The sequence below is a fragment of the Falsiroseomonas sp. HC035 genome (assembly GCF_050563525.1).
GTDB lineage: Bacteria > Pseudomonadota > Alphaproteobacteria > Acetobacterales > Acetobacteraceae > Falsiroseomonas.
Map to the genome: position 1 here is coordinate 659,683 of NZ_JBNXUN010000001.1, position 24,209 is coordinate 683,891.

23 protein-coding genes and 1 tRNA gene are annotated in these 24,209 nt (G+C 68.2%); 12 read left to right on the top strand and 12 right to left on the bottom strand.

Annotated features, from left to right (window positions below; translation table 11 throughout):
* Positions 1 to 125 precede the first annotated feature (125 nt).
* Together ACLF3G_RS03240 and ACLF3G_RS03245 are read right to left on the bottom strand one after the other, a co-directional pair.
* Positions 126 to 836, bottom strand: coding sequence for a hypothetical protein (locus ACLF3G_RS03240; protein ID WP_430667877.1), 711 nt, complete (start codon positions 834 to 836; stop codon positions 126 to 128).
* A gap of 313 nt (positions 837 to 1,149) precedes the next feature.
* Positions 1,150 to 1,241: transfer RNA gene (locus tag ACLF3G_RS03245), tRNA-Ser, on the bottom strand.
* Between the two features lie 162 nt (positions 1,242 to 1,403).
* On the opposite strand from ACLF3G_RS03245, the gene ACLF3G_RS03250 reads away from it, so the two are divergent.
* On the top strand, positions 1,404 to 3,356 hold the full coding sequence (locus ACLF3G_RS03250; protein WP_430667878.1) for an alpha/beta hydrolase domain-containing protein: 1,953 nt from the start codon (positions 1,404 to 1,406) through the stop codon (positions 3,354 to 3,356).
* Positions 3,357 to 3,427: 71 nt separating this feature from the next.
* Here ACLF3G_RS03250 and ACLF3G_RS03255 read toward each other — a convergent pair whose 3' ends face one another.
* Positions 3,428 to 4,051, bottom strand: a complete 624-nt coding sequence (locus ACLF3G_RS03255) for a glutathione S-transferase family protein (RefSeq protein ID WP_430667879.1) — start codon at positions 4,049 to 4,051, stop codon at positions 3,428 to 3,430.
* Positions 4,052 to 4,173: 122 nt separating this feature from the next.
* Here ACLF3G_RS03255 and ACLF3G_RS03260 point away from each other — a divergent pair, with 122 nt between their 5' ends.
* Positions 4,174 to 4,458 carry a hypothetical protein gene (locus tag ACLF3G_RS03260; protein ID WP_430667880.1) on the top strand — a complete coding sequence of 95 codons (285 nt, stop codon included), beginning with the start codon at positions 4,174 to 4,176 and terminating at the stop codon, positions 4,456 to 4,458.
* On the opposite strand, the gene ACLF3G_RS03265 is transcribed toward ACLF3G_RS03260, so the two are convergent.
* From ACLF3G_RS03265 to ACLF3G_RS03275, 3 genes are read right to left on the bottom strand one after another with little or no spacing between them, the layout of a single operon-like run.
* Positions 4,451 to 5,341 carry a polysaccharide deacetylase family protein gene (locus tag ACLF3G_RS03265; RefSeq protein WP_430667881.1) on the bottom strand — a complete coding sequence of 297 codons (891 nt, stop codon included), beginning with the start codon at positions 5,339 to 5,341 and terminating at the stop codon, positions 4,451 to 4,453. The two genes, ACLF3G_RS03260 and ACLF3G_RS03265, sit on opposite strands and share 8 nt — an antisense overlap.
* Complete coding sequence (locus ACLF3G_RS03270) at positions 5,338 to 6,231, bottom strand: polysaccharide deacetylase family protein (protein ID WP_430667882.1); 894 nt, start codon at positions 6,229 to 6,231, stop codon at positions 5,338 to 5,340. Before ACLF3G_RS03270 ends, ACLF3G_RS03265 begins: the two co-directional genes overlap by 4 nt.
* The gene (locus ACLF3G_RS03275) at positions 6,228 to 7,457 is read right to left on the bottom strand and encodes an amidohydrolase family protein (protein ID WP_430667883.1); all 1,230 of its coding nucleotides are present in this window, start codon (positions 7,455 to 7,457) and stop codon (positions 6,228 to 6,230) included. The genes ACLF3G_RS03270 and ACLF3G_RS03275 overlap by 4 nt, the downstream gene beginning before the upstream one ends.
* A 66-nt stretch (positions 7,458 to 7,523) precedes the next feature.
* Here ACLF3G_RS03275 and ACLF3G_RS03280 point away from each other — a divergent pair, with 66 nt between their 5' ends.
* Entirely contained in the window at positions 7,524 to 7,793 is a 270-nt protein-coding gene (locus ACLF3G_RS03280; RefSeq protein WP_430667884.1) for a cupin domain-containing protein, read from the top strand.
* Here ACLF3G_RS03280 and ACLF3G_RS03285 read toward each other — a convergent pair.
* From ACLF3G_RS03285 to ACLF3G_RS03295, 3 genes are read right to left on the bottom strand one after another with little or no spacing between them, the layout of a single operon-like run.
* A complete protein-coding gene (locus ACLF3G_RS03285; protein ID WP_430667885.1) occupies positions 7,790 to 9,352 on the bottom strand; it encodes an acyl-CoA synthetase in 1,563 nt (520 codons plus the stop codon). The genes ACLF3G_RS03280 and ACLF3G_RS03285 overlap by 4 nt on opposite strands.
* Positions 9,352 to 11,082, bottom strand: coding sequence for a thiamine pyrophosphate-binding protein (locus ACLF3G_RS03290; protein WP_430667886.1), 1,731 nt, complete (start codon positions 11,080 to 11,082; stop codon positions 9,352 to 9,354). The genes ACLF3G_RS03285 and ACLF3G_RS03290 overlap by 1 nt, the downstream gene beginning before the upstream one ends.
* Before the next feature lie 2 nt (positions 11,083 to 11,084).
* A complete protein-coding gene (locus ACLF3G_RS03295; protein ID WP_430667887.1) occupies positions 11,085 to 11,894 on the bottom strand; it encodes a hypothetical protein in 810 nt (269 codons plus the stop codon).
* A 93-nt stretch (positions 11,895 to 11,987) separates the two neighbouring features.
* Here ACLF3G_RS03295 and ACLF3G_RS03300 point away from each other — a divergent pair, with 93 nt between their 5' ends.
* The 7 genes from ACLF3G_RS03300 (at position 11,988) to ACLF3G_RS03330 (ending at position 19,156) form a co-directional block, all read left to right on the top strand.
* The gene (locus ACLF3G_RS03300; protein WP_430667888.1) at positions 11,988 to 12,977 is read left to right on the top strand and encodes a thiamine pyrophosphate-dependent dehydrogenase E1 component subunit alpha; all 990 of its coding nucleotides are present in this window, start codon (positions 11,988 to 11,990) and stop codon (positions 12,975 to 12,977) included.
* Position 12,978: 1 nt separating this feature from the next.
* Complete coding sequence (locus ACLF3G_RS03305) at positions 12,979 to 13,953, top strand: alpha-ketoacid dehydrogenase subunit beta (RefSeq protein WP_430667889.1); 975 nt, start codon at positions 12,979 to 12,981, stop codon at positions 13,951 to 13,953.
* A 175-nt stretch (positions 13,954 to 14,128) separates the two neighbouring features.
* Positions 14,129 to 15,175 carry an ABC transporter ATP-binding protein gene (locus ACLF3G_RS03310; protein WP_430667890.1) on the top strand — a complete coding sequence of 349 codons (1,047 nt, stop codon included), beginning with the start codon at positions 14,129 to 14,131 and terminating at the stop codon, positions 15,173 to 15,175.
* A 36-nt stretch (positions 15,176 to 15,211) separates the two neighbouring features.
* Positions 15,212 to 16,561, top strand: coding sequence for an ABC transporter substrate-binding protein (locus tag ACLF3G_RS03315; RefSeq protein ID WP_430667891.1), 1,350 nt, complete (start codon positions 15,212 to 15,214; stop codon positions 16,559 to 16,561).
* Positions 16,562 to 16,618: 57 nt separating this feature from the next.
* On the top strand, positions 16,619 to 17,578 hold the full coding sequence (locus ACLF3G_RS03320) for a carbohydrate ABC transporter permease (protein ID WP_430667892.1): 960 nt from the start codon (positions 16,619 to 16,621) through the stop codon (positions 17,576 to 17,578).
* Positions 17,571 to 18,479, top strand: a complete 909-nt coding sequence (locus ACLF3G_RS03325) for a carbohydrate ABC transporter permease (protein ID WP_430667893.1) — start codon at positions 17,571 to 17,573, stop codon at positions 18,477 to 18,479. The genes ACLF3G_RS03320 and ACLF3G_RS03325 overlap by 8 nt, the downstream gene beginning before the upstream one ends.
* A 56-nt stretch (positions 18,480 to 18,535) precedes the next feature.
* Positions 18,536 to 19,156: a flavodoxin family protein gene (locus ACLF3G_RS03330; protein WP_430667894.1), complete on the top strand. Its 621-nt coding sequence runs from the start codon at positions 18,536 to 18,538 to the stop codon at positions 19,154 to 19,156.
* Between the two features lie 4 nt (positions 19,157 to 19,160).
* Here the strand turns inward: ACLF3G_RS03330 and ACLF3G_RS03335 are convergent, their stop codons facing one another.
* Positions 19,161 to 19,922 (bottom strand): SDR family oxidoreductase, encoded by a 762-nt coding sequence (locus ACLF3G_RS03335; protein WP_430667895.1) that lies wholly within the window; start codon positions 19,920 to 19,922, stop codon positions 19,161 to 19,163.
* Positions 19,923 to 20,034: 112 nt separating this feature from the next.
* Here ACLF3G_RS03335 and ACLF3G_RS03340 point away from each other — a divergent pair, with 112 nt between their 5' ends.
* Positions 20,035 to 21,078 (top strand): C-terminal binding protein, encoded by a 1,044-nt coding sequence (locus tag ACLF3G_RS03340; RefSeq protein ID WP_430667896.1) that lies wholly within the window; start codon positions 20,035 to 20,037, stop codon positions 21,076 to 21,078.
* Positions 21,079 to 21,177: 99 nt separating this feature from the next.
* Positions 21,178 to 22,611: an NAD-dependent succinate-semialdehyde dehydrogenase gene (locus tag ACLF3G_RS03345; RefSeq protein ID WP_430667897.1), complete on the top strand. Its 1,434-nt coding sequence runs from the start codon at positions 21,178 to 21,180 to the stop codon at positions 22,609 to 22,611.
* A 54-nt stretch (positions 22,612 to 22,665) separates the two neighbouring features.
* On the opposite strand, the gene ACLF3G_RS03350 is transcribed toward ACLF3G_RS03345, so the two are convergent.
* Positions 22,666 to 22,977, bottom strand: a complete 312-nt coding sequence (locus ACLF3G_RS03350; RefSeq protein ID WP_430667898.1) for an HU family DNA-binding protein — start codon at positions 22,975 to 22,977, stop codon at positions 22,666 to 22,668.
* A gap of 78 nt (positions 22,978 to 23,055) precedes the next feature.
* On the bottom strand, positions 23,056 to 24,069 hold the full coding sequence (locus tag ACLF3G_RS03355; protein WP_430667899.1) for a Rieske 2Fe-2S domain-containing protein: 1,014 nt from the start codon (positions 24,067 to 24,069) through the stop codon (positions 23,056 to 23,058).
* Positions 24,070 to 24,209: the final 140 nt, after the last annotated feature.

Below are 24,209 nucleotides of genomic sequence, written 5' to 3' on the forward strand. Positions count from 1 at the left end.
GATGCGTGCGTTGCGCTCGCGTTCGATCTGGTCGCGTGCCGGACCAGTCAAATCCCGCGCCCATCGCTCCGAGCACGCCAGCAGGGCGCGCACTGCGGCAGTGTCCTGCGCCTAAAGCGCAAGCGTTAAGCTTCAGAACCCGATGACGACGACCGCCGGGCCGGCATGCTGTCGAGCAGCCTTCCGGGCCCACTCCAGACTGCTCCAGGCCAAGTCTTGAGTACCCCGTAGTGCTCCGGTTCCGACATTGCTACTACCAGGACGTGCAGGTTTGAGTGAAATCCGACGAGCGCGGCAAGTATGCTCTTGTCGTCGGTATTGTACCGGTACGTAAACTGCTCTCCGTGTTCCTTGCGGCCCTGACGCAGCGTCCCAGAAGCCGGCAGGATGCGCAGCATTGTGTCGGCCGTTGTTTGCGCCAAACCACCGTTCAAAAACCATCGGTGCATCACGCGGCCGGCCAGTGGCAGTGCTTCTCCGATGTGTTCCCGGAACAGAGCCATGGCGAGTTTTGCTGAGAATGTATTTAGGTAGCCCTGAAGCACTGGTCCGTCGGCTTGAATTCGGACAAGCGGTCGGATGAGACCGTTACTTCCTCTTACCCAAATCTCCTCAGCCTTTTCATCTCTCCAAAATATCTCCCGCCACAACTCTGGAACCTGCTGCTTGATTGCGGCAAGAAGTTTTTTCGCTTCGTCATTCTGCCAGTGTGGTCCGTCTTCCATTCGAAGTCGGGCCATGAAGCCGGCCACCAAATCGGCGGTGCTAGTCGCCTGATTGCAGCTTTGGCATGCTACGAATTCCATCCCTTGAAGCCTTAGTCGGCTGCGGAACATGGAAATTGGCGGCATGTGCTCCAGAGTAATAGGCGGGTTTTTGCAGTAGATGCAGCGCGGCTCGTTTTGGAGAATCGCGTTCCGCGACCGGCTCTTCTGGTGCGCTTCACGTCCCATGGTGGGTAGAGGTCACTGCGCTTCCCCCTGCTCAAATGCCCAGTGGCCTTGCCCAGCTGCCGGGCACGTTCGGCAGCGCGTCGCCTGACGATGTCTACAGTCTTCTCGGCCTGCAGCACCGCGGGGGTTCGCGCGGAGGCTAACCGACGCCTCGGCAGAATTTTGTAAGCGAAAACAAGCATTTATGCCGCAAAAATGGAGGAGGGGAAGGGATTCGAACCCTCGATAGGGTTTTACCCCTATAACGGTTTAGCAAACCGTCGCCTTCAGCCACTCGGCCACCCCTCCTCAGGGTGTGAAGTTGCACGACGTATGCCAGGGGGTTCTAGCGGGCCGGGGGCGGCGGAGCAAGCGGCTGCGCGGCGTGATGCTTGCGTGGGGCTGGCGGCGGGAACAAGCTTCACGGCAGGACAATGATCGGCCCGGCACGGGCCGCGGGGGGAACGACAGATGCGGATCGGCGCCTTGGCCCTGGCGGGCGTTTTCGGCTGGGTGGTCCCTTCTGCCGCCGAGGTCTCGCGCTTCGAGATTACTGGCGCGGCGGAGCCGGCCTTCAACGGGCAGTCCTTCGGCGAGGCCGGGCGGTATGAGCGGATCGCGGCGCGGGCGACGCTTTCGCTGGACCCGGCGGACCCGCGCAACGCGGTGATCGTCGACCTCGACCGTGCGCCGCGCAATGCCCAGGGGCGCGTCGAGGCGGTGACGGAGGTGGTGATCCTGCGGCCGGCGGAGCCGATGCGTGGCAACGGTACGATGATCGTCGAGGTGCCGAACCGCGGGCGGGAGCTGATGGGCCAGCTCTACAACGATGGCACCGCCAACGCGCTGATGCTGAACCGCGACCCCGGCAACGGCTTCCTGATGCGCCAGGGCTACACGATGGTCTGGGTCGGCTGGCAGGCGGACATTCCGCCGGGAGAGGGCCGCGGCGCCGGTCTGCGGCTGGAGGCGCCGGTGCTGGCGGGTGTCACCGGACGGTCGCGGGAAGAATTCCTGTTCGACAACACCACGAACCCCGTGGTCGTCCCGCTGACCTATCCGGCCGCCAGCGAGGAGGGCGCGACGATCACTGCGCGGGTCCAGGCCGGGGATGCGCGGGCCACCCCGGCAGGGTTGTCCTTCCGGTTCCTGGACCCGCAGCGCATCGAGATCACGCGGCCGCCGGGTTTCGATGCCGGAGCGCTTTACGAATTCATCTACACGGCCAAGGACCCCGCCGTGCAGGGGATCGCCTTCGCGGCGGTGCGGGATGTGGCGACCTTCCTGCGGCGGGAGCGGGGAGCGGCGAACCCGCTGGCGGTGGCGGGGCGGGTTGCGGTCGACCGGGCGGTGCTGCACGGCATCTCGCAATCCGGGCGGATGGTGCGTGACTACTTGTATCTCGGCTTCAACGAGGATGAGCGTGGCCGCCAGGTGTATGAGGCGATGCTGCCGCATATCCCTGGCACCCGGCGCAGCTACACCAATGCGCGCTTCGCCCAGCCCGGCCGCAACCCGACGCCGCATGCGGACCGGCACTACCCGGCCGACCAGTTCCCCTTCACCTATGCGGTGACGGAGGACCATCTGACCGGCCGGCGCGACGGGCTGCTGCTGCGCTGCCGGGTCAGCGCCACCTGCCCGCGCATCATGCAGACCGACAGCGAGTATGAGTTCTGGGGTGCCCGCGCCTCCCTGCTGGTGACGGACACCCGTGGCAACCATATCGACCTGCCGCCGGAGGTTCGCGCCTACGCTCTGACCGGGCATCCGCATTTCGCGGTGGCGACGGCGGTAGCGAATCGGATCGACCGTTGCGCCCTGCCGGTGAATCCCTTGCAGGCCGGCGCGCCGATGCGGGCGCTGCTGGTGGCGATGGAGCAGTGGCTGCGGGAGGGTGTGGAGCCGCCGGCGAGCCGCTTCCCGATGCGGGCGCATGGCACGCTGGTGCCGGTGGAGGGTGCCTATCCGGCGATCCCGTCGCTCGGCTACCGCGGCACGGTGGGGCCGGCGCAACTGGTTGACAATGACGTGATTCCGCCGGTGGTGCGCGGCGAATACGCGGTGCTGGTGCCGCGGGTGGATGCGGATGGCAATGCGGTGGGCGGGCTGCGGGCCCCGGTGATCAATGTGCCGAAGGCCACCTACACCGGGTGGAACCCGCGCTCGGCCGGATTTGCCGAAGGTGCGCTGTGTTACAACACGGGCGCGGTGGTGCCGTTCGCGGCGACGCGGGCGGAGCGGGAGGCGGCGGGAGACCCGCGGCCTTCGCTCGCCGAGCGGTATGCGACGCCGGAGACCTATGTGGCGGCGGTGAAGGCGGCGGCGGAGCGGTTGGCGGCGGAGAGGCTGTTGCTGCCGGCGGATGTGGAAGGGATCGGGGCGGCGGCGGCGGGCGATACGCTGGCGCGGTTGCGGCGGTAGGAAGACCCTCCCCATCCCGACGGCGCACTGCGCCGGCCCTCTCCCCGAAGCAGGGGGAGAGGGCATTGAAGTTACGACAGGGGAATTTCGAAGCCGCGCTGGACGGCGGGGCGGGCCATTAGGCGGTCGTACCAGGCGGCGACGTTGGGCAGGTCGTCAAACGGGACCATGTGGCGCTCATGCCGCCAAGCCCAGCCGAGGATGGCGAAGTCGGCAATGCTGAGTTCGCCCGCCACGAAGTCTCGGCCGGCGAGGCGGCGGTCCAGCACGCCGTACAGACGCTTGGTTTCGGTGTGGTAGCGGTTGAAGCCGTACTCGCGGGCGGGGCCCTCGGGCTGCATCAGGAAGTGGTGGACCTGGCCGGGCATCGGGCCGAAGCCGCCCATCTGCCACATCAGCCATTCCGTGACCTCGACCTTGCCGCGCGGGTCCTTCGGCATGAATGTCCCGGTTTTCTCGGCCAGGTACAGCAGGATCGCGCCGGATTCGAAGACGCTGATCGGGGCGCCGTCCGGGCCATCGGGGTCGATGATCGCAGGGATGCGGTTGTTGGGGGAGATTTTCAGGAAGGCGGGCTCGAACTGCTCGTTCTTGGAGATGTTCACCGTGTGGACGGCGTAGGGCAGGCCCATCTCCTCCAGCGCGACCGAGATCTTGCGGCCGTTCGGGGTGTTCCAGGTGTAGAGGTCGATCATGCGCGGGCGTCTCCTTGCTGGAAGGTTTGATCCCATGACGAGACGGGGTGGGAAAGAGGCAAGCGCGGTGCTTGACCGCAGGGCAGCGGGTTTGCGAGCCTGAGGCGGTGAACCCAGCCGCCATGATCGGCGCCGTGAGCACCGGCGCCCGAGAGGAGGACACGCTCTGGGCGGTGATCGCCACCGCCGGGCGGAAGTCGCGCGTCGCCAATGTCTACCGCAGCCGGATGGCGGCGCTGGAGGACCGGGCGTGGCGGGCGCAGCAGGTCTCGGCCTATGAGGATTTCCTGCGGCGATCGAAGCAGCCAGTGCCGCATTACAGCGTGGCGCCGGTCCGCCGCGCCGATCTGCCGAAGGGCTGGAGCCCCCTGCCCGCGCTGGGCTTCCTGCGCGGGCAGTTCATCTGAGGGCGGCGCGGGCCTCCGCCGCCAGTTGTCCTGCCGTCGCGAGGTGCAGGTCCGTCCGGCGCGCCAGGTCCGAAAGCGACTCGGCGAGGTAGCGGATGCGGTGTGGGGCGCCGAACAGCCAGGGGTGGATGCCTAGCCCAAGAACCCGGCCGCCGCGAGGTTCGGCCAGCAGGCGATCCAAGGCTTCGGCGACCAGGGCTGGCCAGCGCGTCACCGGGACGCGGCGCAGGTGCAGGGTCTGGACATCGTCCCATTCCGCGGGCGGCGGCAGGGCGAGCAGGCCGGAGGCGTGCCGGTAGGGCTCGTCGTCATTCGCCCAGTCCAGGCCGTAGGTGAAGCCGGCCTCCGCCAGCAGGCGCGTGGTGGCGGCGGTGGCGCCGTGGTCCTGGCCGAGCCAGCCGGTGGCGCCAGGCCAGATTTTCGCGAGTTCATCCCGCACCGAGCCGATGCCGGCGGCTTCCTCGGCTTCGGACAGGCGGGCGGTGGTCATGCGGCTGGCGGAGATGCCGTGGGCCACGGGCTCGTAGCCACGGTCGCGGCAGGCGGCGACGAGTTCCGGGTGGCGCTCCGCGGCCATGAGGTTGACGGCGACGGAGGCCGGCAGGTGCAGGGCATCGAGCAGGTCCAGGATGCGCCAGGCGCCGATGCGGTTGCCGTAGTCGCGCTGGGTATAGCCGGTCCAGTCGGGCGAGCCACTGAAGAAGGCGCCGCGGAAGCGGGGGTCGCGGTGGCTGTCCTCGGGCGGCGCGATCTCCGTGTGCTCGAGATGCAGCAGCAGGTAGACGGCCAGTTTCTGACCGCCCGGCCAGCGGAACTCCGGGCGCGCGGGCTGCGGGCTGAAGGCGTGCAGCGCGTGGTCCGGGCCGGGGCCGGGGCGAATCACTTCGCCGCCTGCGCGTAATGGTGGTCGAGGTACCAGTCGGCCATTTCGGCGCCCGTGGTGAACCAGATACCGTCGTGGCGGCGGATGTGGGCCAGAAGCTGGTCGAGGAAGCGGATGCGGTGCGGGCGGCCCATGATGTAGGGGTGCAGCGCGATGCACATCACGCGCGGCTGGGTTATGCCCTCGGCATAGAGCGTCTCGAACATGTCGAGTCCGGTGCGTAGGAAGTCCTCGCCCTCCCCGGCCCCGGCGCCGATCATCACCGCGTCGTTGAGGTCCATGGTGTAGGGCAGCGAGACCAGGCGGCCCGTGCGGGTCCGGATCGGGGTGGGCTGGTCGTCGTGGTAGAAGTCGCAGAGGTAGGAGATGCCGGCTTCGGCGACGAGGTCCGGCGTCAGCAGGGTGTTGGAGGCGGCGGGGGAGAACCAGCCGCGCAACTGCTTCCCCGTCATGCGACGCCAGGCTTCCACGCTGGCCATGATTTCGGCGCGCTCGGCGTCTTCCGGCAGGTTCCAGTGGTAGCGGGTATTGAACAACCCGTGGCTGAAGACGTCCCAGTCGCGCGCCAGCATGGCGTCGAGGATCTCGGGGAACATCTCCCCGACCGCCATGCTGAAGGACACGCTGCCGCGGATGCCGTGCAGGTCCAGCACCTCCATCATCCGCCACACGCCGGCGCGGTTGCCGTAGTCCTTCAGGGAGTAGGACAGCACGTCCGGATGCGGCGTGCGGGGCCAGGGGTCGCGCGGACTGCCCTGCTGGGCGGGCAGGAATTCGTAATGCTCGATGTTCGGACAGACCCAGACCGCCAGCCGCGCCTCGTTCGGCCAGGTGAGCCTGGGCCGGAACGGCAGCGGGGCGTGCGGGATGCGGTCCTCCGGCGCGATCATGCGGCAAGCTGGTCCTTCACGAAGCGGCCGTCGAGCATGATCGCGGGCAGATGCCGGCCCTGGTTCGTCAGCAGCGACAGGTCCTTCAGCGGGTCGCCGTCCACCACGATCAGGTCGGCGAAGGCGCCGGCGGCCAGGGTGCCGACCTGGCCCTCCATCCGCAGCAGCTTCGCGGCGTGGATGGTGGTGCTGCGGATCACCTCGATGGCGGGCAGGACGCGGCCGCGAATGGTGAACTCGTCGGACTGGTGGCGGTGCATCTCGCCCAGCAGGTCGGTGCCGAAGGCCATGGTCAGGCCGGCGCGGTGCATCTTCTCCAGGCTCTCGAGCCCGGCCAGCCGCACCGTGTCGATCTTGCCGACGCTGACTGCGTCGAGGCCGAGCGAGGCGCCCTCCGACTTCAGCGCTTCGTAGGTGACAAGGGTCGGGCAGGCGATGGCGCCGGCCTTGGCGGCGGTGCGGGCGGTGGCCTCGGTGATCAGGTTGCAGTGTTCCAGGCTGTGCACGCCGCATTCCACGGCGCGGGCGATGGCCTCATCCGTGTAGAGGTGGGCGGCGACATAGGTCTGCGCCATGGCGGCTTCCTCGACCGCGGCGCGCATCTCGTCCTTGGAATAGCCGAGGAAGGCGATCGGGTCGGTTGGGGAGGCGACGCCGCCATTGGCCATGATCTTGATGTAGTCGGCGCCGGCCTTGATCTCCTCCCGGCAAGCGCGGCGCACGGCATCGACGCCATCTGCCAGGCGGCCGAGGCAGCCGAGGCGGGCCTCCAGATAAGCCATGTCCCGTGAATCGTGGCGGCCGCGGCCGTCGCTGTGGCCGCCGGTGGCGGAGATGGCCTTGCCGCAGATGATCATGCGCGGTGCGTCGAAGTGGCCCTCGTCGCGGGCCAGGCGCAGGCCGTTCGTGGCGCCGCCGAGGTCGCGCAGCGTGGTGAAGCCGCGCATCAGCATGCCGTGCATGATCTTCGCCGCGCGGAAGGCGACCAGGGCATCGGGCAGCAGGGCGTGGCGGGCGAGGTTCACCTCGGAGGCGATGACGTGGACATGCGCGTCGATCAGGCCGGGCATCAGCGTCCGGCCACGAAGGTCGACGGTGCGGGCGGCGGCGGAGTTCAGCGGCTTGTCGGAGATCTCGCGGATCCGGCCGTCCTCGACCAGCACATGGCCCTCGCGGTCCGTGGTGCCGTCGAGCAGGCGGGCATTGGCGAAGAGGGTGGCGGTCATCGGGAGCTCCGGGCGATAGTTGAGCCCAGGCTAGACCGGTTTGGCAGCAGGGCAAGGGAGGCGGCGATGGAGCGGACGGCGTTTGAGGCTGAGCTGGCACGGGACGGCTTCGGAGAAACGGTGGAGCGCAGCCTGTCACCAGGCGAGGCGACGCCGGAACACGCGCATCCCTTCGATGCGCGACTGCTGATCCTGTCGGGCGAGTTGGTGCTGGAGCAGGATGGGGCGCGGCGGGCCTATCCGGCGGGGGCGGTGTTCGAGGTGGCCCGGGATGCGCGGCATGCGGAGATCGCAGGGAGCCAGGGGACGACCTATGTCGCGGGGCGGCGGCGCTAGAAGGCGACGCCCTCCTCGGCCAGCCGGGCGCGGATGAGGGCCTTCGGAACCTTGCCGTAGCCGGATTTCGGTAGCGCGTCCCAGACCACGACGCGCAGCGGCTGCTTGTAGCGGGCGAGACGGGGGGCGAGGTGGGCGAGGATTTCGGCCTCAGTTACCGATAGGCCGTCGCGGCAGACGATGCAGGCCACGCCGGCCTCGCCCCATTTCGGGTGCGGCAGTCCAACCACGGCGACCTCGGCTACGGCGGGATGGGTCAGGATCGCTTCCTCGGCCTCGCGCGGATACACGTTGGAGCCGCCCGAGATGTACATGTCCGAGCCACGGCCGGTGATGAACAGGAAGCCGCGGGCATCGAGCCGGCCGAGGTCGCCGGTGTGGAACCAGCCACCGGCGAAGGCCTTCGCATTCGCCGCGTCGTTCTCGAAATAGCCGGCGAAGACGGCGGGGCCGCGGACGCAGATCTCGCCGATCTCGCCGGGTGGCAGCCGCGTGCCGTCCTCGGACTGGATGGAGATGTCCATGCCGGTGCGGGCGGTGCCGCAGCTTCCGGCGTTCTCCGGCCTGTGCTGGTCGGGGCGCAGGACGGTGATGTTGCCGGTGACCTCGCCGAGGCCGAAATATTGCACCAGGCAAGGGCCGAGCTTCGCCAGGGCTTCCTGCTGGTCTGCCGCGTACATGGGCGCGCCGGCGTAGATGACGTGGCGCAGGCTGGAATGGTCGTAGCGATCCGCGGCCGCATGGCGCACCAGCGCTGTCAGGATGGTCGGCACGGTGAACATGTTGGAGACGCGATGGCGGGCGATGAGGGCGTAGGCTTGCTCGGGGTCCAGCTTCTCGCCGGGCAGCAGGATGGTGGCGGCGCCGCGCGCGACCTGGGCCAGCTGATGGATGCCGGCGCCGTGCGAGAGCGGCGCGACGGCGAGGGAGGCGTCGCGTTCGGTTGTGCCGGGCATCAGGTCGGCCAGGTGGTTCGTGACCACGAAGGCCATCTGGCCATGCGTCAGCACTGCGGCCTTGGGACGGCCGGTGGTGCCGGAGGTGTAGAAGAACCAGCAGGGATCGGCGTGTTCGACATCCGCCTCATGGTCGGGCGGCGGCGGCGTGGCGGCGGCGAGCAGGGTTTCGTAGTCGTGCTCCCCTGCCCCGGCATCGCCCACGGCGATGACGTGGCGCAGATGCGGGTTGGCCTCGCGGACTGCCTCGGCATGGGCCGAAAAGCCGGCATCGCGCAGCATGGCCACGGCGCGGGAGGAGCCGCCGAGATACGAGACCTCGGCCGGGGTCAGGCGGTAGTTGGTGGGCACCCAGACGGCGCCGATCTTGAAGCAGGCGAAGGTCGATTCGAACATCGCGTTGGTGTTGCGGGAATGCACCAGCACGCGGTCGCCCTTGGCGACGCCGAGGTTGCGCAGCGCCTGGGCCAGGCGGTCCACGCGGGCGTCGAGTTCCGCGAAGGTCCACGTATGGTCGCGCCAGACCAGGGCGGGGTGGTCCGGGATGCGGCGGGCGGTCTGGGTCAGCAGACGCCCGAGGTTCATCGCAGTCGCGCGGGACATCAGACGGGCCTGTCGCCCTTCTCCACCTTCAGTGTGCGGTTGTCGGCCGCGGGCAGCATCTTGGCGGGGTCGCGGGTGACGACGATGTCGAGGATGGTCGGCGTGTCCGTGTTCTCGAGGCCGGTGCGCAGCGCGCCGGCCAGCTTCTCCGGGTCCTCGACGCGGATGCCCTTGCAGCCCATGGCGTTGGCGATGTTGGCATAGTTCATCTCGACCAGGTCGCTGGACTGGTAACTGCCGGGGCCGAACACCGCGTGCTGCAGGGCCTTCACGTAGCCGGAGGCGGCGTTGTTGAAGATGCAGGCGACGATGGGGGCGCCGACGCGGCGCGCGGTCTCGAGGTCGCCCATCGACATGTTGAAGCCGCCATCGCCGGTCAGCGCCACAACGCGGCGCTTCGGGCCGACGCCGATCTGCGCGCCGATGCCGCCGGGTACGCCGTAGCCGATGGAGGCGAAGCCGCGATCGGCGACGAAGCCGCGGCCGGCACGCTTGGTGTCGAACAGCAGGCCGCCCCAATGGCCGGCGAAGCCGCCATCGGCGACCAGCACGGCGTCTTCCGGCAGGATGCGGTTCAACTCGCCCATCAGGCGGCCGACATTGATCGGCGTCTCGACGGATTCCAGGCGATCCTTGGCGGATTCAAGCCAGGCCGCCATGCGCCGCGGCACCTCCGCGCACCATTCGGCGCGCCGGTCGGTGTGGCGGCCGAGGGCGGCGTGCAGATCCTCCAGTGTGCAGCGGGCGTCGCCGACCAGCGCCACGTCCTGGCGGGTGGTGCGGCCGATTTCCTCGGCGACGATGTCGGCGTGGATCAGCGGGACGCCGGGCGGGATGAGGGTGAAGCGCTGGGTGGCGATCTCACCGAGCTTGCAGCCGACGACCAGCAGGCAGTCGCTCATCCCGATCAGGTCGTTGGCGATGCGGGAATAGCGGCCGAAGACGCCGGCGGACAGGGCGTGGTTGCAGCCGATGGCGCCCTTGCCGGACATGGTGTGCGCGACGGGGATGCCCTGGGATTCGGCCAGGGCCAGCAGGGCTTCATGCGCCTCGCTGATGTGGATGCCGCCGCCGGCCAGGATCAGTGGGCGCCTGGCCTTGGCCAGCAGCGCGGCGGCGCGCGAAAGATCATCCTGCGCGGGGCGGGACCGGCGGGACTGGGCGCGCAGCGTGCCGGGGTCGAACCAGAAGTCGCCGGCGTCGAAATCATGCTCGCCATGCGCCACATCCTCCGGCACCGCGAGCAGGACGGGGCCGGGGCGGCCGGAGGTGGCGACGGCGAAGGCGCGGCGGATGTGTTCCGGGATGCGGGAGATGACCTCGACGCGGATCGCTTCCTTGACCAGCGGGCGCAGCACGTCGAACTGGCGTGCCTCCTGCGTCATGTTCTTCCAGGCGTGCTGACGGTTGGCATCGCCGATGATGGCGACCATCGGCATGCCGGCGTTGAACGCCTCGGCCAGGCCGGTCGCCAGGTTCGTCGCACCCGGGCCGAGCGTGCCGTCCACCAGGCCAGGACGGTTGGTGACGCGGGCATAGGCATCCGCCGCGAAGGCGCCGCAGCGTTCGTCGTTGATGAGATAATGCTGCACACCCAGCACGCGGCAGGCCTCGTAGAAGGGCAATAGCTGGAAGCCGCCCATGCCAAACATCGGGCCAGATTCGTGCAGCTTCAGCATTTCGGCCAGGGCGGCGCCGCCGGTCATGCGGCGGGTGGCGTTCGCGGACATGGTCACAGGCTCTCCAGCAGGCAGGCGACGAGGTCGCGGGTGGAATGGCCGATGCGGCCGCCACGACGAATGGCGACCTCGTTCAGGGCGGAGACGTAGCCATCCTCCCAGGTGCTCATGCCGTCGCCGATGCGGGCCGAGAAGCAGGAGACGGTGGCAGCGGCGATGCCGCGGGCCGCGAGGGCCGGGAGGCGGGAGGTGCCGGCGCCATCGATGCCTATGCCGGCGTCGTTGTAGATGGCAGCGAAGACATCGGCCTTCACCGCGCTGGCCGGCTTGCCGCCGAGCAGCCCGCCATGCGAGCCGGTGACGACGATGTGGCCGGCATCCTCATGCGTGACCAGGCCGTTCGAATCGAGCGCGATGATGCGAAGGGGGCCGTCCGTGGCGATGTCCTGCCGCGCCTCGTCCTTGGCACCGGGCGCCTCGGCGGCCGGCAGGCGGGCGGCGATGAGGCGGGCCATGGCGGCGCGCACCGGCATGCCGGGCACCAGGCCAAGCGCGGTGGCCGGGCCATTGACGATGGACAGGACGCCGCGGGCCTGCATGTCCGCGCCATCGCCGATACGGGCGGAGTGATGCGATACGGCGGCGGCGGGCACGAAGCGGCCCTCCAGCCAGTCCAGCCCGCCAACCCCTGCCCTTTCGCGGCCGATTCCGGCATCGTGCAGGATCAGGCCGGCGACTCCGAGGCGGGCGGCGTACCAGGCGGCATAGACGCCGCCATGGCTGGCGCAGCAGGCGACCAGGCCGCGCGAGCTGGCGTCCAGTTGGGTCACGCTGTCCAGCACCAGCGGCGCGGCGTCCGACATGCTTCGTACCTCCCCCGGCTTGATTCCTTCGCGCGCTGACGCATGCTCCGCAAGCCCCCCTTGGCGCGGGGGCGGGGGAAACGGGGTGGGCGAATGACCGGGACGGGCGACAACCGCGCGCGATTGCTGGCGCTCTACACGATGATGTGCCGCATCCGCGCCTTCGAGGAAACGGCGCTGGCGGCGCACAAGGCGGGAGAGATTCCCGGTCCGCTGCATGTCTCGGTCGGGCAGGAAGCCGTAGCGGCGGGGGTGTGCCTGAACCTGCGGCGGGACGACCGCATCACCTCCAACCATCGCGGCCATGGGCATGCGCTGGCCAAGGGCGCCGGCGTTTCCGGCATGATGGAGGAGCTGTTCGGCCGCGCCGGCGGACATTGCCGCGGCAAGGGCGGGTCCATGCATATCGCGGATTTCAGCGTCGGCATGCTGGGTGCGAATGGCGTGGTGGCGGGGGGCATCCCGATCGCGGTGGGAGCGGCGCAGGGGCTGAAGCTGCTCGGGCGGGATTCGATCGTCGCCTGCTTCTTCGGCGACGGCGCGATCAACCGGGGGCCGTTCCTGGAGGGGCTGAACTGGGCGGCGCTGTACCGGCTGCCGGTGCTTTTTGTGTGCGAGGACAACGGCGTGGCTGCCTTCACGGCGACCGCGAGCGTGACGGCGGGGCCCGGCGTGGCGGCACGTTCCGAGGCGCTTGGCGTGCCGGCGCTGAGCGTGGATGGCAACGACGCGGCGGCGGTGGACGCGGCGGCGTCGCGCCTGGTTGCGGAGATCCGCGGCGGGTCCGGGCCGCAATTGCTGCACGCGACGACCTACCGCATCACCGGGCATACCAGCAGCGATCCAGCCGCCTGGCGGCGCGCGGAGGATGTGGCGGCGGCGCGGGCGGCGGAGCCGATCGGGCGGCTGGCTGCACGGCTTGCGGCGGAGGGCATGGCGGAGGCGACGCTGGAGGCCGTGCGCGGCGAGGCCTTCGGAGAGATGTCCGCTGCGCGGGCGGCTGCGCTGACGGCGCCCTGGCCGGACCCGGCGGTGGCCTGGGAAGACGTGCAGGATGCGGGTAGCCAGCGGGGAGCCGCCTGAAATGGCCATGATCACCTTGGTGGAAGCCGCCCGGCTCGCCGCGCAGCAGGAGATGCGGCGCGATCCCGGCATCTGGGTGCTGGGCGAGGATGTCGCGCGCGGCGGGCTGTTCGGACAGTATCGCGGCTTCCTGGAGGAGTTCGGCGAGGCCCGCATCGTCTCCACGCCGATCAGCGAAAGCGTCATCATGGGCGCGGGGCTCGGTGCCGCGCTGGTCGGCACGCGGCCGATCATCGAGATGCGGATCTTCGACTTCGTCATGTGCGCGATGGACGAACTGGTGAACCAGGTTGCCAAGGTGCGCTACATGTTCGGCGGGCAGGCGCGGCCAGCGGTGGTGATCCGCATGCCGCACGGCATCTGGCGCAATTCCGCGGCGCAGCATTCGCAGACGCTGGAATCCTGGTTCACGCATATTCCGGGATTGGTGGTGGCGGTGCCCTCGACGCCGGCGGATGTGGCGGGGCTGCTGGTTTCGGCCATCCGGAGCGACGACCCGGTGCTGTTCTTCGATCCGAAGAACCTGTTCCCGCTGACCGGCGAGGTGGCGGAGGTGATCGAGCCGATTCCGTTCGGCGAGGCGCGGCGGGCGCGGGCCGGCGGCGACCTGACGCTGGTGACGTGGTCCGCCATCGTGCCGCAGGTGGAGGAGGCGGCGGGGATGCTGGCGGCGCGGGGGATTGCGGCGGATGTGCTGGATTTGCGGACGTTGTGGCCATGGGACGAAGACGCCGTGGTCGAGTCCGTACGGCGCACCGGGCGGCTGCTGGTGGTGCATGAGGCGGTGACGACGGGCGGCTTCGGCGGGGAGGTGGTGGCCCGCGTCGTGGAGCGGCTCGGCACGCAGGGCGTGAAGGCGGTCGCGCGGCTCGGGCAGGCGCGGGTGCCGGTGCCCTTCTCACCGCCGCTGGAGGATGCGCTGAAGGTGGATACGGCGAAGATCGTGGCGGCGGCGGAGGCGTTGATCCGCGGTTGATGCCGGCATTTGCTGCTGTGCAGCATCGGTGCGGCACATGACGCTTGCGCTGCCTTAGCCCGGCGAAGCCAACCTCGACCGGGCCCAGGCGAGGTTGCGCGCTTCGCAGAGGCGTGTGTAGCTTTCGAGTGCGCAGCCCCGGCAAGGTGGCGCGCCAGGGGGAGCCAAGGACGGTATGGCAACGGTTTCGGTGCGTCAGGCGCTCAAGTCCTTCGGCACCACGCGCATCCTGCACGGCGTCGACGTGGAGATTGCGGATGGCGAGTTCGTCGTCCTGGTCGGCCCCTCGGGCTGCGGCAAATCCACGCTGCTGCGGATGATCGCGGGGCTGGAGAACATCACCGGCGGTGAGATCGCCATCGGCGGGCGTGTCGTGAACAACGTGCCGCCGAAGGACCGGGACATCGCGATGGTGTTCCAGAACTACGCGCTGTACCCGCACATGACGGTGCGGCAGAACATGGCGTTCTCCATGAAGCTGGCCAAGGCGCCGCCCGAGATCATGGAGGAGGAGGTGCAGCGCGCCGCCAAGATCCTCGGGCTGGATGTGCTGCTGGACCGCTACCCGCGGCAGCTTTCGGGCGGCCAGCGCCAGCGCGTTGCCATGGGCCGCGCCATCGTGCGGCATCCGCAGGTCTTCCTGTTCGACGAGCCGCTGTCCAACCTCGACGCCAAGCTGCGCGTGCAGATGCGCTCCGAGATCCGCGAGTTGCAGCAGCGGCTGGCGACGACGACCATCTACGTGACGCATGACCAGATCGAGGCCATGACCATGGCCGACCAGATCGTGGTGATGAACGCCGGGCGGATCGAACAGGCGGGTGCGCCGCTGGCACTGTATGACAAACCGGCGAACCTGTTCGTGGCGGGCTTCATCGGCAGCCCGGCGATGAACCTGCTGCCCGGTACAGTGGCGGATGGCGGCTTCCGGACCGCCGGCGGCGCGCTGCTGCCGCTGCCGCCGCACGCGCATACCAACGTGGCCACCTACGGCATCCGTCCGGAGCACATGAGCCTGGCCGATGACGGGGTGGAGGGCACCATCGTGCTGGTGGAGCCGACCGGCTCCGAGACCCAGGTGACGCTGCGGGTGGGCGAGACGGTGCTGACCGGGGCCTTCCGCGAACGTGTGCAGGGACGGCCCGGCGACAAGCTGCGGGTCCTGCCCGACCTTGGCATGGTGCATCTGTTCGGTCCCGACGGAGCGCGCCTGCCGAGCTGACAACCAAGAAACGCGAACAGGAGGAAACCAGAAGAAATGGCACATCTCATCACCCGTCGTGCGGCGCTTGCGCTCAGCGGTGCCGCGATCGTCGCGGGCCAGGCCGCGGCTCAGGGCAGCGCTCCGCGCGTCAGTTCCATTCCGACCCAGCAGGCAAACCCGCCGAACCTGCCGATCGAGCAGGGCGCGACGCTGCGCATGCTGCGGCCGGTGCGCTTCGTACAGCCGGATGAGGAGGTGTTCCGCGCCAACTGCGCGCGCTTCACGCAGCAGACCGGCGTCGAAGTCCGCGTCGACTTCGTGGGCTGGGAGGACATCACCCAGCAGACCGCCGTCACCGCCAATACCGGCGCCGGGCCGGACCTGATCATCGGATTCAACGAGGCGCCGCACATCTACGCCGACAAGCTGGTCGAGCTGACGGATGTGGCGGGCTACATCGGCCAGAAGTACGGCGGCTGGAAGGCGATGGCGCAGCGCTACGGCAAGCGTGCCGGCAGCGAGGCCTGGCTTGGCCTGCCCTTCGGTGCTTCCGGCGGGCCGCTGGTGTGGCGGAAATCTTCGGTGAACGCGGCGGGGTTCGAACGGCCGCCCGAGGACCATGCCGGCTTCCTGCGGCTGTGCCAGGCACTGAAGGCGGCCGGCAAGCCGGCGGGCTTCGCGCTGGGCAACGCGGTGGGCGACGGCAACGGCTTCGCGCAGTGGCTGGTCTGGTCCTTCGGCGGCTACCTGGTCAACGAGGACAACGAGGTCGCGATCAACAGCCGCGAGACCATCGCATCCCTGGAATACCTGAAGGAACTGTACCCGACCTTCATCCCGGGCACGGTCGCCTGGGGCGACATCAGCAACAACCGTGCCTATTCGGCAGGTGAGTGCCATCTGACGGCGAATGGCGTCTCGTTGTACTTCTCCCTGAAGAACGACCCGGCGATGCAGGCGATCGCGACGGATACCGAGCATTCGCTGCTGCCGAAGGGCCTGCAGCAGACCTCGCCGATGGCGGGGCTGACGCTGAATGCAATGGTGTTCAAGCACAGCCGCTTCCCGAATGCGGCGAAGGCGCTGCTGGCTTTCCTGCTGGAGACGGACCAGTACGACCCGTGGTTGCAGGCGAACCTCGGCTACTGGTCGCAGCCGCTGAACGCCTATTCCAACAGCGCGGTCTGGGAATCGGACCCGAAGGTCTCGGTGTTCAAGGGCGTGATGGATACGACCTTCTACGCCGGCTACAAGGGGCCGATCAGCCAGGCCTCTGCGGCGGCGAATGCGGACTACGTCATGGTGCAGATGTGCGCCTCCGTCGCCTCCGGCCAGTCGACGCCGCAGCAGGCGGCGGCGGAAGCCGAACGCCGCGCCCGCCGGTTCTTCCGCTCGCGCCGCTAGCCACCTGCCACGGCGCCCGCCTCACGCGGGCGCCGTGTGCCTTTCCGGGGATTGACCATGTCCGCGACAACAGCCGCGCCGGTCTGGACCAAGATGCGCCCGAAGCAGGGCGCGCTTTCGCGGTTGTTCGACTGGAAGCCGTTCCTGGCCTTCATCTGCCTGCTGCCCGCCGTCGGGCTGCTGATGACCTTCCTGACCTACCCGCTCGGTCTCGGCATCTGGCTGGCGTTCACTGACACGACGATCGGCCGGGAGGGTATCTGGGTCGGGATCGAGAACTTCGTCTGGTTGATGGACGACCCGATCTTCTGGAATGCCGTGTTCTACAGCGTGTTCTACACCGGCGTCGCGACGATCGGGAAATTCGCGCTCGGGCTTTGGCTGGCGCTGCTTCTGAACCAGCACGTGCCGTTCAAGTCCATGCTGCGCGCCATCATCCTGCTGCCGTGGATCGTGCCGACCGTGCTGTCCGCCATCGCCTTCTGGTGGATCTACGACCCGCAATTTTCCATCATCTCCTACGTCTTCGTGGAGGTGCTGGGCTGGCGCGACACGAATATCGACTTCATCAACACCGCCTGGCCGGCGCGCTGGTCGCTGATCGCGGCGAATATCTGGCGCGGCATTCCCTTCGTTGCGATCTCCCTGCTCGCCGGCTTGCAGACCATTTCGCCGTCGCTGTACGAAGCGGCGCTGCTGGATGGCGCCAGCGGGTGGCAGCGGTTCCGCTACATCACCTTCCCGATGCTGCTGCCGATCCTGGCCATCGTGATGACGTTCTCCATCATCTTCACCTTCACCGACTTCCAGCTTGTCTACGCCATCACGCGGGGCGGGCCGGTGAATTCGACGCATCTGTTGGCGACGCTGGCCTTCCAGCGCGGCATCCAGGGCGGGCAGCTTGGCGAGGGTGCGGCGATTGCGGTTTCGATGATCCCGTTCCTCGTCTTCGCCACGCTGTTCAGCTATTTCGGCCTGGCCCGGCGCAAGTGGCAGCAGGGAGAGGGCAATGACTGACGCCACCGTGGTCGACGAACCGAAGGCGACCAATGCCTCCTCCGCCCAGCCGGAGACGATGTCGTGGGACAGCAAGTCGCGGCGGTTCGTGCTGCTTTACCTGCCGCTGGGCTGCTTCCTGATCATCCTGCTGTTCCCGTTCTATTGGATGACGGTGACGGCATTCAAACCGAATGCGGAGCTCTACAACTTCGCCGCGCACAATCCGTTCTGGATCAGCTCCCCCACGCTGGACCACATCCGGCTGCTGCTGTTCAACACGGCCTATCCGAAGTGGCTGATGACTACGATGCTGGTCTCGGTCTGCGCCACCATCCTTTCGCTGTTCGCCAGCACGCTGGCGGCCTACGCGATCCAGCGGCTGCGTTTCCAAGGCAGCCAGTATGTCGGGCTGGCGATCTACCTGGCGTACCTGGTGCCGCCCTCGATCCTGTTCATCCCGCTGGCGACGATGGTGTTCCAGCTCGGTCTGTTCGACACGCCGTTCGCGCTGATCCTGACCTACCCGACCTTCCTGATCCCGTTCTGCACCTGGTTGCTGATCGGCTACTTCAAGTCGATTCCGTTCGAGCTGGAGGAGTGTGCGCTGATCGACGGCGCGACGCGGCTGCAGATCCTGTGGCAGATCACGCTGCCGTTGGCCGTCCCCGGGCTGATCTCGGCGGGCATCTTCAGCTTCACCCTGTCCTGGAACGAGTTCATCTACGCGCTGGCGTTCATCCAGAGCAGCGAGAACAAGACCGTGCCGGTGGCGATCCTGACGGAGCTGGTGACGGGCGACGTGTACCAGTGGGGCGCGCTGATGGCGGGGTCGCTGCTGGGGTCGCTGCCGGTGGCAATCTTCTATTCCTTCTTCGTCGACTACTACGTGTCCTCCCTGACTGGGGCTGTGAAGGAGTAGCAGCGGGAACCGGCTGACCGTTCCGGCGCTTAGCCCGCCGGAACGGGAGACCGAGGATGCCGCTCAAGGCCATCGCGCTGAACTGCACGCTGAAGCCCGATACCGGCACGGCGTCTTCCACCGATGCGATGTTGGCGGTGGTGAACGATGCCTTTGCCCGGCAGGGTGTGCAGGTGACGGAAACGGTGCGGGTGGCGGCGCTGGACATCAAGCCGGGCGTCACCTCCGACGAAGGGCTCGGTGATGCCTGGCCGGCGCTGCGGGCGAAGATCCTGGCCTGCGACATCCTGATCTTCGGTGGGCCGATCTGGCTCGGCCAGCCCAGCAGCGTCGCCAAGCGGGTGTTGGAACGGATGGATGCCTTCATCTCGGAGACCGACGACAAGGGCCGCATGCCGAGCTATGGCAAGGTCGCAGTCACCGCCATCGTCGGCAACGAGGATGGCGCGCATGCCTGCGCGGCTCAGATCTACCAGGCGCTGAATGACGTGGGCTGGACGATCCCGCCCTCGGCCAGTTGCTACTGGGTCGGGGAGGCGATGGGGTCCGTGGATTTCAAGGATTTGGACCCGGTGCCGGACAAGACGAAACAGACGGCGGCGATGATGGCCGCCAGCGCGGCGCATCTGGCGCGGCTTCTGCAAGCCGCGCCCTATCCCGGCCAGCCGGAAGACTGATCGGCTACAGCTTCTGATTCAGCGCCGCGACGTAGCTGCGGTTGTGCGTCGGCGTGATCCAAACCTCGTTGATCGTGACGTGCTTCGGCAGCATGGCGACGTAGCGGATCAGATCGCCGACATCCTCGGACTGCACCATGCGCGCGCGTTCCTCGGCACTCACCGGGTTCGGGCGCTTGTCGAGGATCGGTGTCGCCACTTCGCCGGGCAGGACGGCGCAACTGCGGATGCCGTTGATGCCTTCCTCCATGTTGATGGTGTGGCTCATCGCCACGACGCCGTGCTTGGCCGCGGTGTACCCGGCGCCCGACAGCATGGAGATGTTGCGGCCGGCCATGGAGGCGGTGTGGATCAGCACGCCGTCCTTCTGCGGCCGCATCAGCGGCAGCGCCACCGTCACGGCATAGAAGGCGGAGTTCAGGTTGCCGCGCACCAGCTCATCCACCCCCTCCGGCGTCAGCACGGCCCAGCGACGCGGCTGGATGTTCAGGCCGGCGTTGTTCACCAGGATGTCGAGCCTGCCGAATTTTTCGGCGATGAAGCTGCCGATGGCCTGTACCGCGCTCGCCACCATCATGTCGGCGGGCTGCACATGGGCTGTGCCGCCCTTCGCCTTGATGCGCGCGGCCACGTCTTCCAGCGGTGCGGCGCGGCGGCCGGTGAGGATCACCTCCGCGCCGTGCTCGGCGAGCGACAGTGCCGCGGCCTCGCCGATGCCGCTGCCGGCGCCGGTGATCCAGGCGATCTTGCCGGACAGTGCTGCCATGGTCGTTCCTCCGCTTTTCGTAACCCTGTCATGCAGCCTAGCAGCGGCCCGCGCGCTTGTCGGCCCCCCTGCCCCGTGCGAGTTTTCCGCAACGCAAGAGGAACGCAGCAAGATGACAAAGCCGAAGATCCTGACGCCCGCGGGGGCTTCCTTCACCGTCGCCGGCGGTGGCTACGGGCTGGAGATGGAGGCGCTGGAGAAACTTGGCGCCGAGATCGTGGAGTGCCCGGCGACGGAGGACGACTTCATCAAGGCCGTCGACGGCGCCGATGCGGTCTATGCCAAGGGCATGCGGATTTCCGGCCGGATGATCGAGGCGATGAAGACCGTGAAGGTCATCACCTGCGCGACGGTCGGCGTGGACTATGTGGACGTCGTGGCCGCGACGAAGCAGGGCATTCCGGTGACGAATTGCCCTGACACCTTCATCGAGGAGGTGGCGGATCACGCCATGATGCTGCTGCTGGCGACGCATCGCCGCGCCATCGAGCAGGACCGCATGGTTCGCGAGGGCCGCTGGGCGGAGGGCCGGCCGCAGTTGCTGAACGTGCCGCGGCTGATGGGCCAGACGCTGGGCTTCGTCGCCTTCGGCCGGGTCGCACGCCTCGTGGCGCTGCGCGCGCGCGCATTCGGGCTGCGGATGGTGGCGTACGACCCCTTCGTGGATGAGCTGACCATGTCCATGCTCGGCGTGGTGCCGGCGAGCCTGGACGAGGTGCTGACGCAATCCGACTTCGTGTCCATGCATGCGCCGGCGACGCCGGATACGATGAAGATGCTGACGACGAAGCACTTCGCGAAGATGAAGAAGACGGCGATCTTCATCAACACCGGTCGCGGCCCGACGGTGGATGAGGCGGCGCTGATCCAGGCGCTGTCGAGCAAGCAGATTGCCGGTGCCGGGCTGGATGTGTTCGAGGTCGAGCCGGCGAAGACAGACAACCCGCTGCTGGCGATGCCGCATGTGATCCTGTCGCCGCACAATGCCTCGGCCTCGGCGCGGTTCGACGAGGCGCGGAAGCGGCGGGCGGGGCAGGAATTGGCGCTGGTGTTGTCCGGGCGCTGGCCGATGTCCTGCGTCAACCCGACGGTGCTTCCGGATTCGGGCCTCCGCCGCTGGCAGCCCTACGCGATGGAGCGTGGCCCAAACAGCTGAGGCTCCGCCTCGCGGGGGGGACGGTTCCCCCCTGCCCCGGCCCCTGGCAATCTCACCCCAAGCGCCCCTTATGGGGCTTTGCTGATTCAGGAGACGCGCATGTACCCCAATACGCAGCTTTTCATCGCCGGAACCTGGCGCGACGCGCGCGGCGGCCGCAGCCTGCCTGTGCTGAACCCGGCCACCGAGGAAGTGATCGGGCAGGTCGCACATGCTTCGAAGGACGACCTTGACGAGGCGCTGGAGGCGGCGGCGAAGGGTTTCGCCGTGTGGAAGAAGGTCTCGGCCTACGACCGCTCCAAGCTGATGCGGAAGGCCGCCGATATCTTCCGTTCGCGGGCCGATGACACCGCGCGGCTGATGACGCTGGAGCAGGGCAAGCCGCTGGCGGAAGCGAAGATGGAGGTGATGGCAGCCGCCGACATCATCGACTGGTTCGCCGAAGAATCGCGCCGCGCCTATGGCCGCGTGATCCCGGCGCGGGCGGAAGGTGTGTACCAGCTTGTGGTGAAGGAGCCGGTCGGGCCGGTCGCGGCCTTCACGCCGTGGAACTTCCCGATCAACCAGGTGGTCCGCAAGCTGTCCGCGGCGCTGGCGACCGGCTGTTCCATCATCGTCAAGGCGCCGGAGGAGACTCCGGCCTCCCCTGCCGCGTTGATCCGCGCCTTTGCCGATGCCGGCCTGCCCCCTGGCGTGGCAAACTTGGTGTACGGCGTGCCGGCCGAGATCAGCGAGTACCTGATCCCGCATCCGGTGATCCGGAAGGTGACCTTCACCGGCTCCACGCCGATCGGCAAGCAGTTGTCGGCGCTGGCCGGGCTGCACATGAAGCGGGTGACCATGGAGCTCGGCGGCCATGCACCGGCCATCGTGTTCGACGATGCGGATCTGGAGCACGCGGCGAAGACGCTGGCGGGGGCAAAGTTCCGCAATGCCGGGCAGGTCTGCGTCTCCCCCACGCGGTTCCTGGTGCAGGAGAAGTCGTATCCGGAGTTCGTCGAGCGCTTCACCGCCATCGCCAAGGGCATGAAGGTTGGCGCCGGGTTGGATGCGGATACGCAGATGGGCCCACTGGCGCATGAGCGGCGCGTGCCCTGGATCGAGGGCCTCGTGGCCGACGCCCGGCAGCGTGGGGCGGAGGTACATACCGGTGGCGAACGCATCGGCAACAAGGGCTATTTCTACCAGCCCACGGTCATCACCGGCGTCGGTAAGGATGCGCGGATGATGAACGAGGAGCCGTTCGGGCCGCTGGCCATGATCGCACCCTTCGGCGACCTGGACGAGGTGATCGAAGAGGCGAATCGGCTGCCCTTCGGCCTGGCCTCCTACGCCTTCACGCGCAGCGCCAAGACGGCGAATGCGGTGGCGGCGCGGGTCGAGTCGGGGATGATGACCATCAACCACCTCGGCCTGGCGCTGCCGGAGGTGCCGTTCGGCGGGATGAAGGATTCCGGCTACGGCTCCGAGGGTGGGTCGGAGGCGATCGAGGCGTATCTGAACACGAAGTTTGTGAGCCAGGCGGGGCTGTAACCGCGAGTCCCCCTCACCTAACCCTCTCCCCCCGCGGGGGGAGAGGGCTTTTGGTCAGGCCTTGGCGGCCTTGCGCTTGGCCTTCTTGACACCGGCGAGCGCCGATTCCTTCAACGCCTTGCTGGCCTTGAAGCGGACGGTGGCGCCCGCCTTCACGGCCACCTTCTCGCCGGTGCGCGGGTTCAGGGCGGTGCGCTTGGCGGTCTCCCGCACGCTGAAGGCGCCGAAATCGGGGATGGTGAAGCGGCCGGACTGGACGATTTCCGTCTTGATCGCGGCGATGATGTCGGCGGCCAGCTTGCCGGCGGCGTTCGCCGGCATTTCGGTGGACTGCACGATGACGTCCGTCAGAAACTTCTTCGACATGCCAAGGCTCCTTGCGATAGCGGTCGCATAGCCGAACCTCGTCCCGCTGTCAGCGGGGGAATGCAAATTGCTGAAAGTTCATTGGGCGAGCACAGGTTCGGCCGCGGCGCGCTGGATCATCTCAGCCAGCATACGGCGCATCAGCACGCCGGGGCGGTCGGATGGCATGTTCATCTCGATGCCTGTCTGATCGAGCGGCACGTCGGGGTCCGTCGATTCGAGGATGTCGCGGTCCTCGTCGGTGACGAGTCGGTCAAAGGCGATGACGTCGGCGGCCTTGGCATCGGTCTCCGAGTCGTTGCGGAAGACGAACTGCACGACCATGGAGGAGGCGTCGTCGATCGGCGTGGCGCAGGTGACGATCGAGTGGCTGAGGCCGTTGGGATAGACGATGCGCAGCTTGCGCAGGAAGGGGGCGTACCAGCGGCCGCGCATGTGGCGGACCGTGGTGTCGCTGTCCATATTCAGGACCTTCTTCTGGATCTCGGGGTTCCGCACCGGAACCTCCGTGATCATCATGAAGCCGTCGGGGTGTTCCTCGATTTCAAGCTTCGCGGGTTCGGGGTGGCCCTGGTCGCCGAAGCTGGCACGGTGGACGAAGGCGAAGTGGGCATTGTCGAAGCTGTTCTCCATCAGGCGCAGCCCGGCGGTGGTCCAGACCTCGTAGAATTCGTCGATGCGTCGGAAGCCGAGCGCTTCCTCCTCGAAGTCGGGCAGGTCGTAGAGGGGGTCCTCCAGCGCCACCCAGACGTGGCCATAGCGCAGCGCGGCGCGGTAGGCGGGGACGCGCATGTTGGTGGCGCCCTGGCGGTCCACCGGGCGCTGCGGCACCCGCATGACGCGGCCATCGGCCGCAAATTCCCAGCCGTGGTAGCCGCAGGCGAGGCGGCCGGAGGTGTAGAATCCCTTGGAGAGCTTGGCCGTGCGGTGGCAGCAGCGGTCGTCCATGGCAGCCGGAATGCCCTCACCATCGAGCCACAGCACCAGGTCCTGGCCGAGCAGGCGGAAGGGCTTCGGGCCATCAGCCAGCAGGCCGACGGGCATGACGGGGTACCAGAAGCGGCGCAGCAGCGGGGTTTCGGTAGGGCGCATCCAACTCTCCTTGGCTGGACGCCAGGGTGCGAAAGCCGGCGGGGCCGCGGCAAGGGCGGAGATGGCGCGCGGCGCGGCGGCGGGTCATGGCGTGACGCCTGGGCGCCGAATCGGTGGGCAGGCTGCGCGCGGCTTGGGCA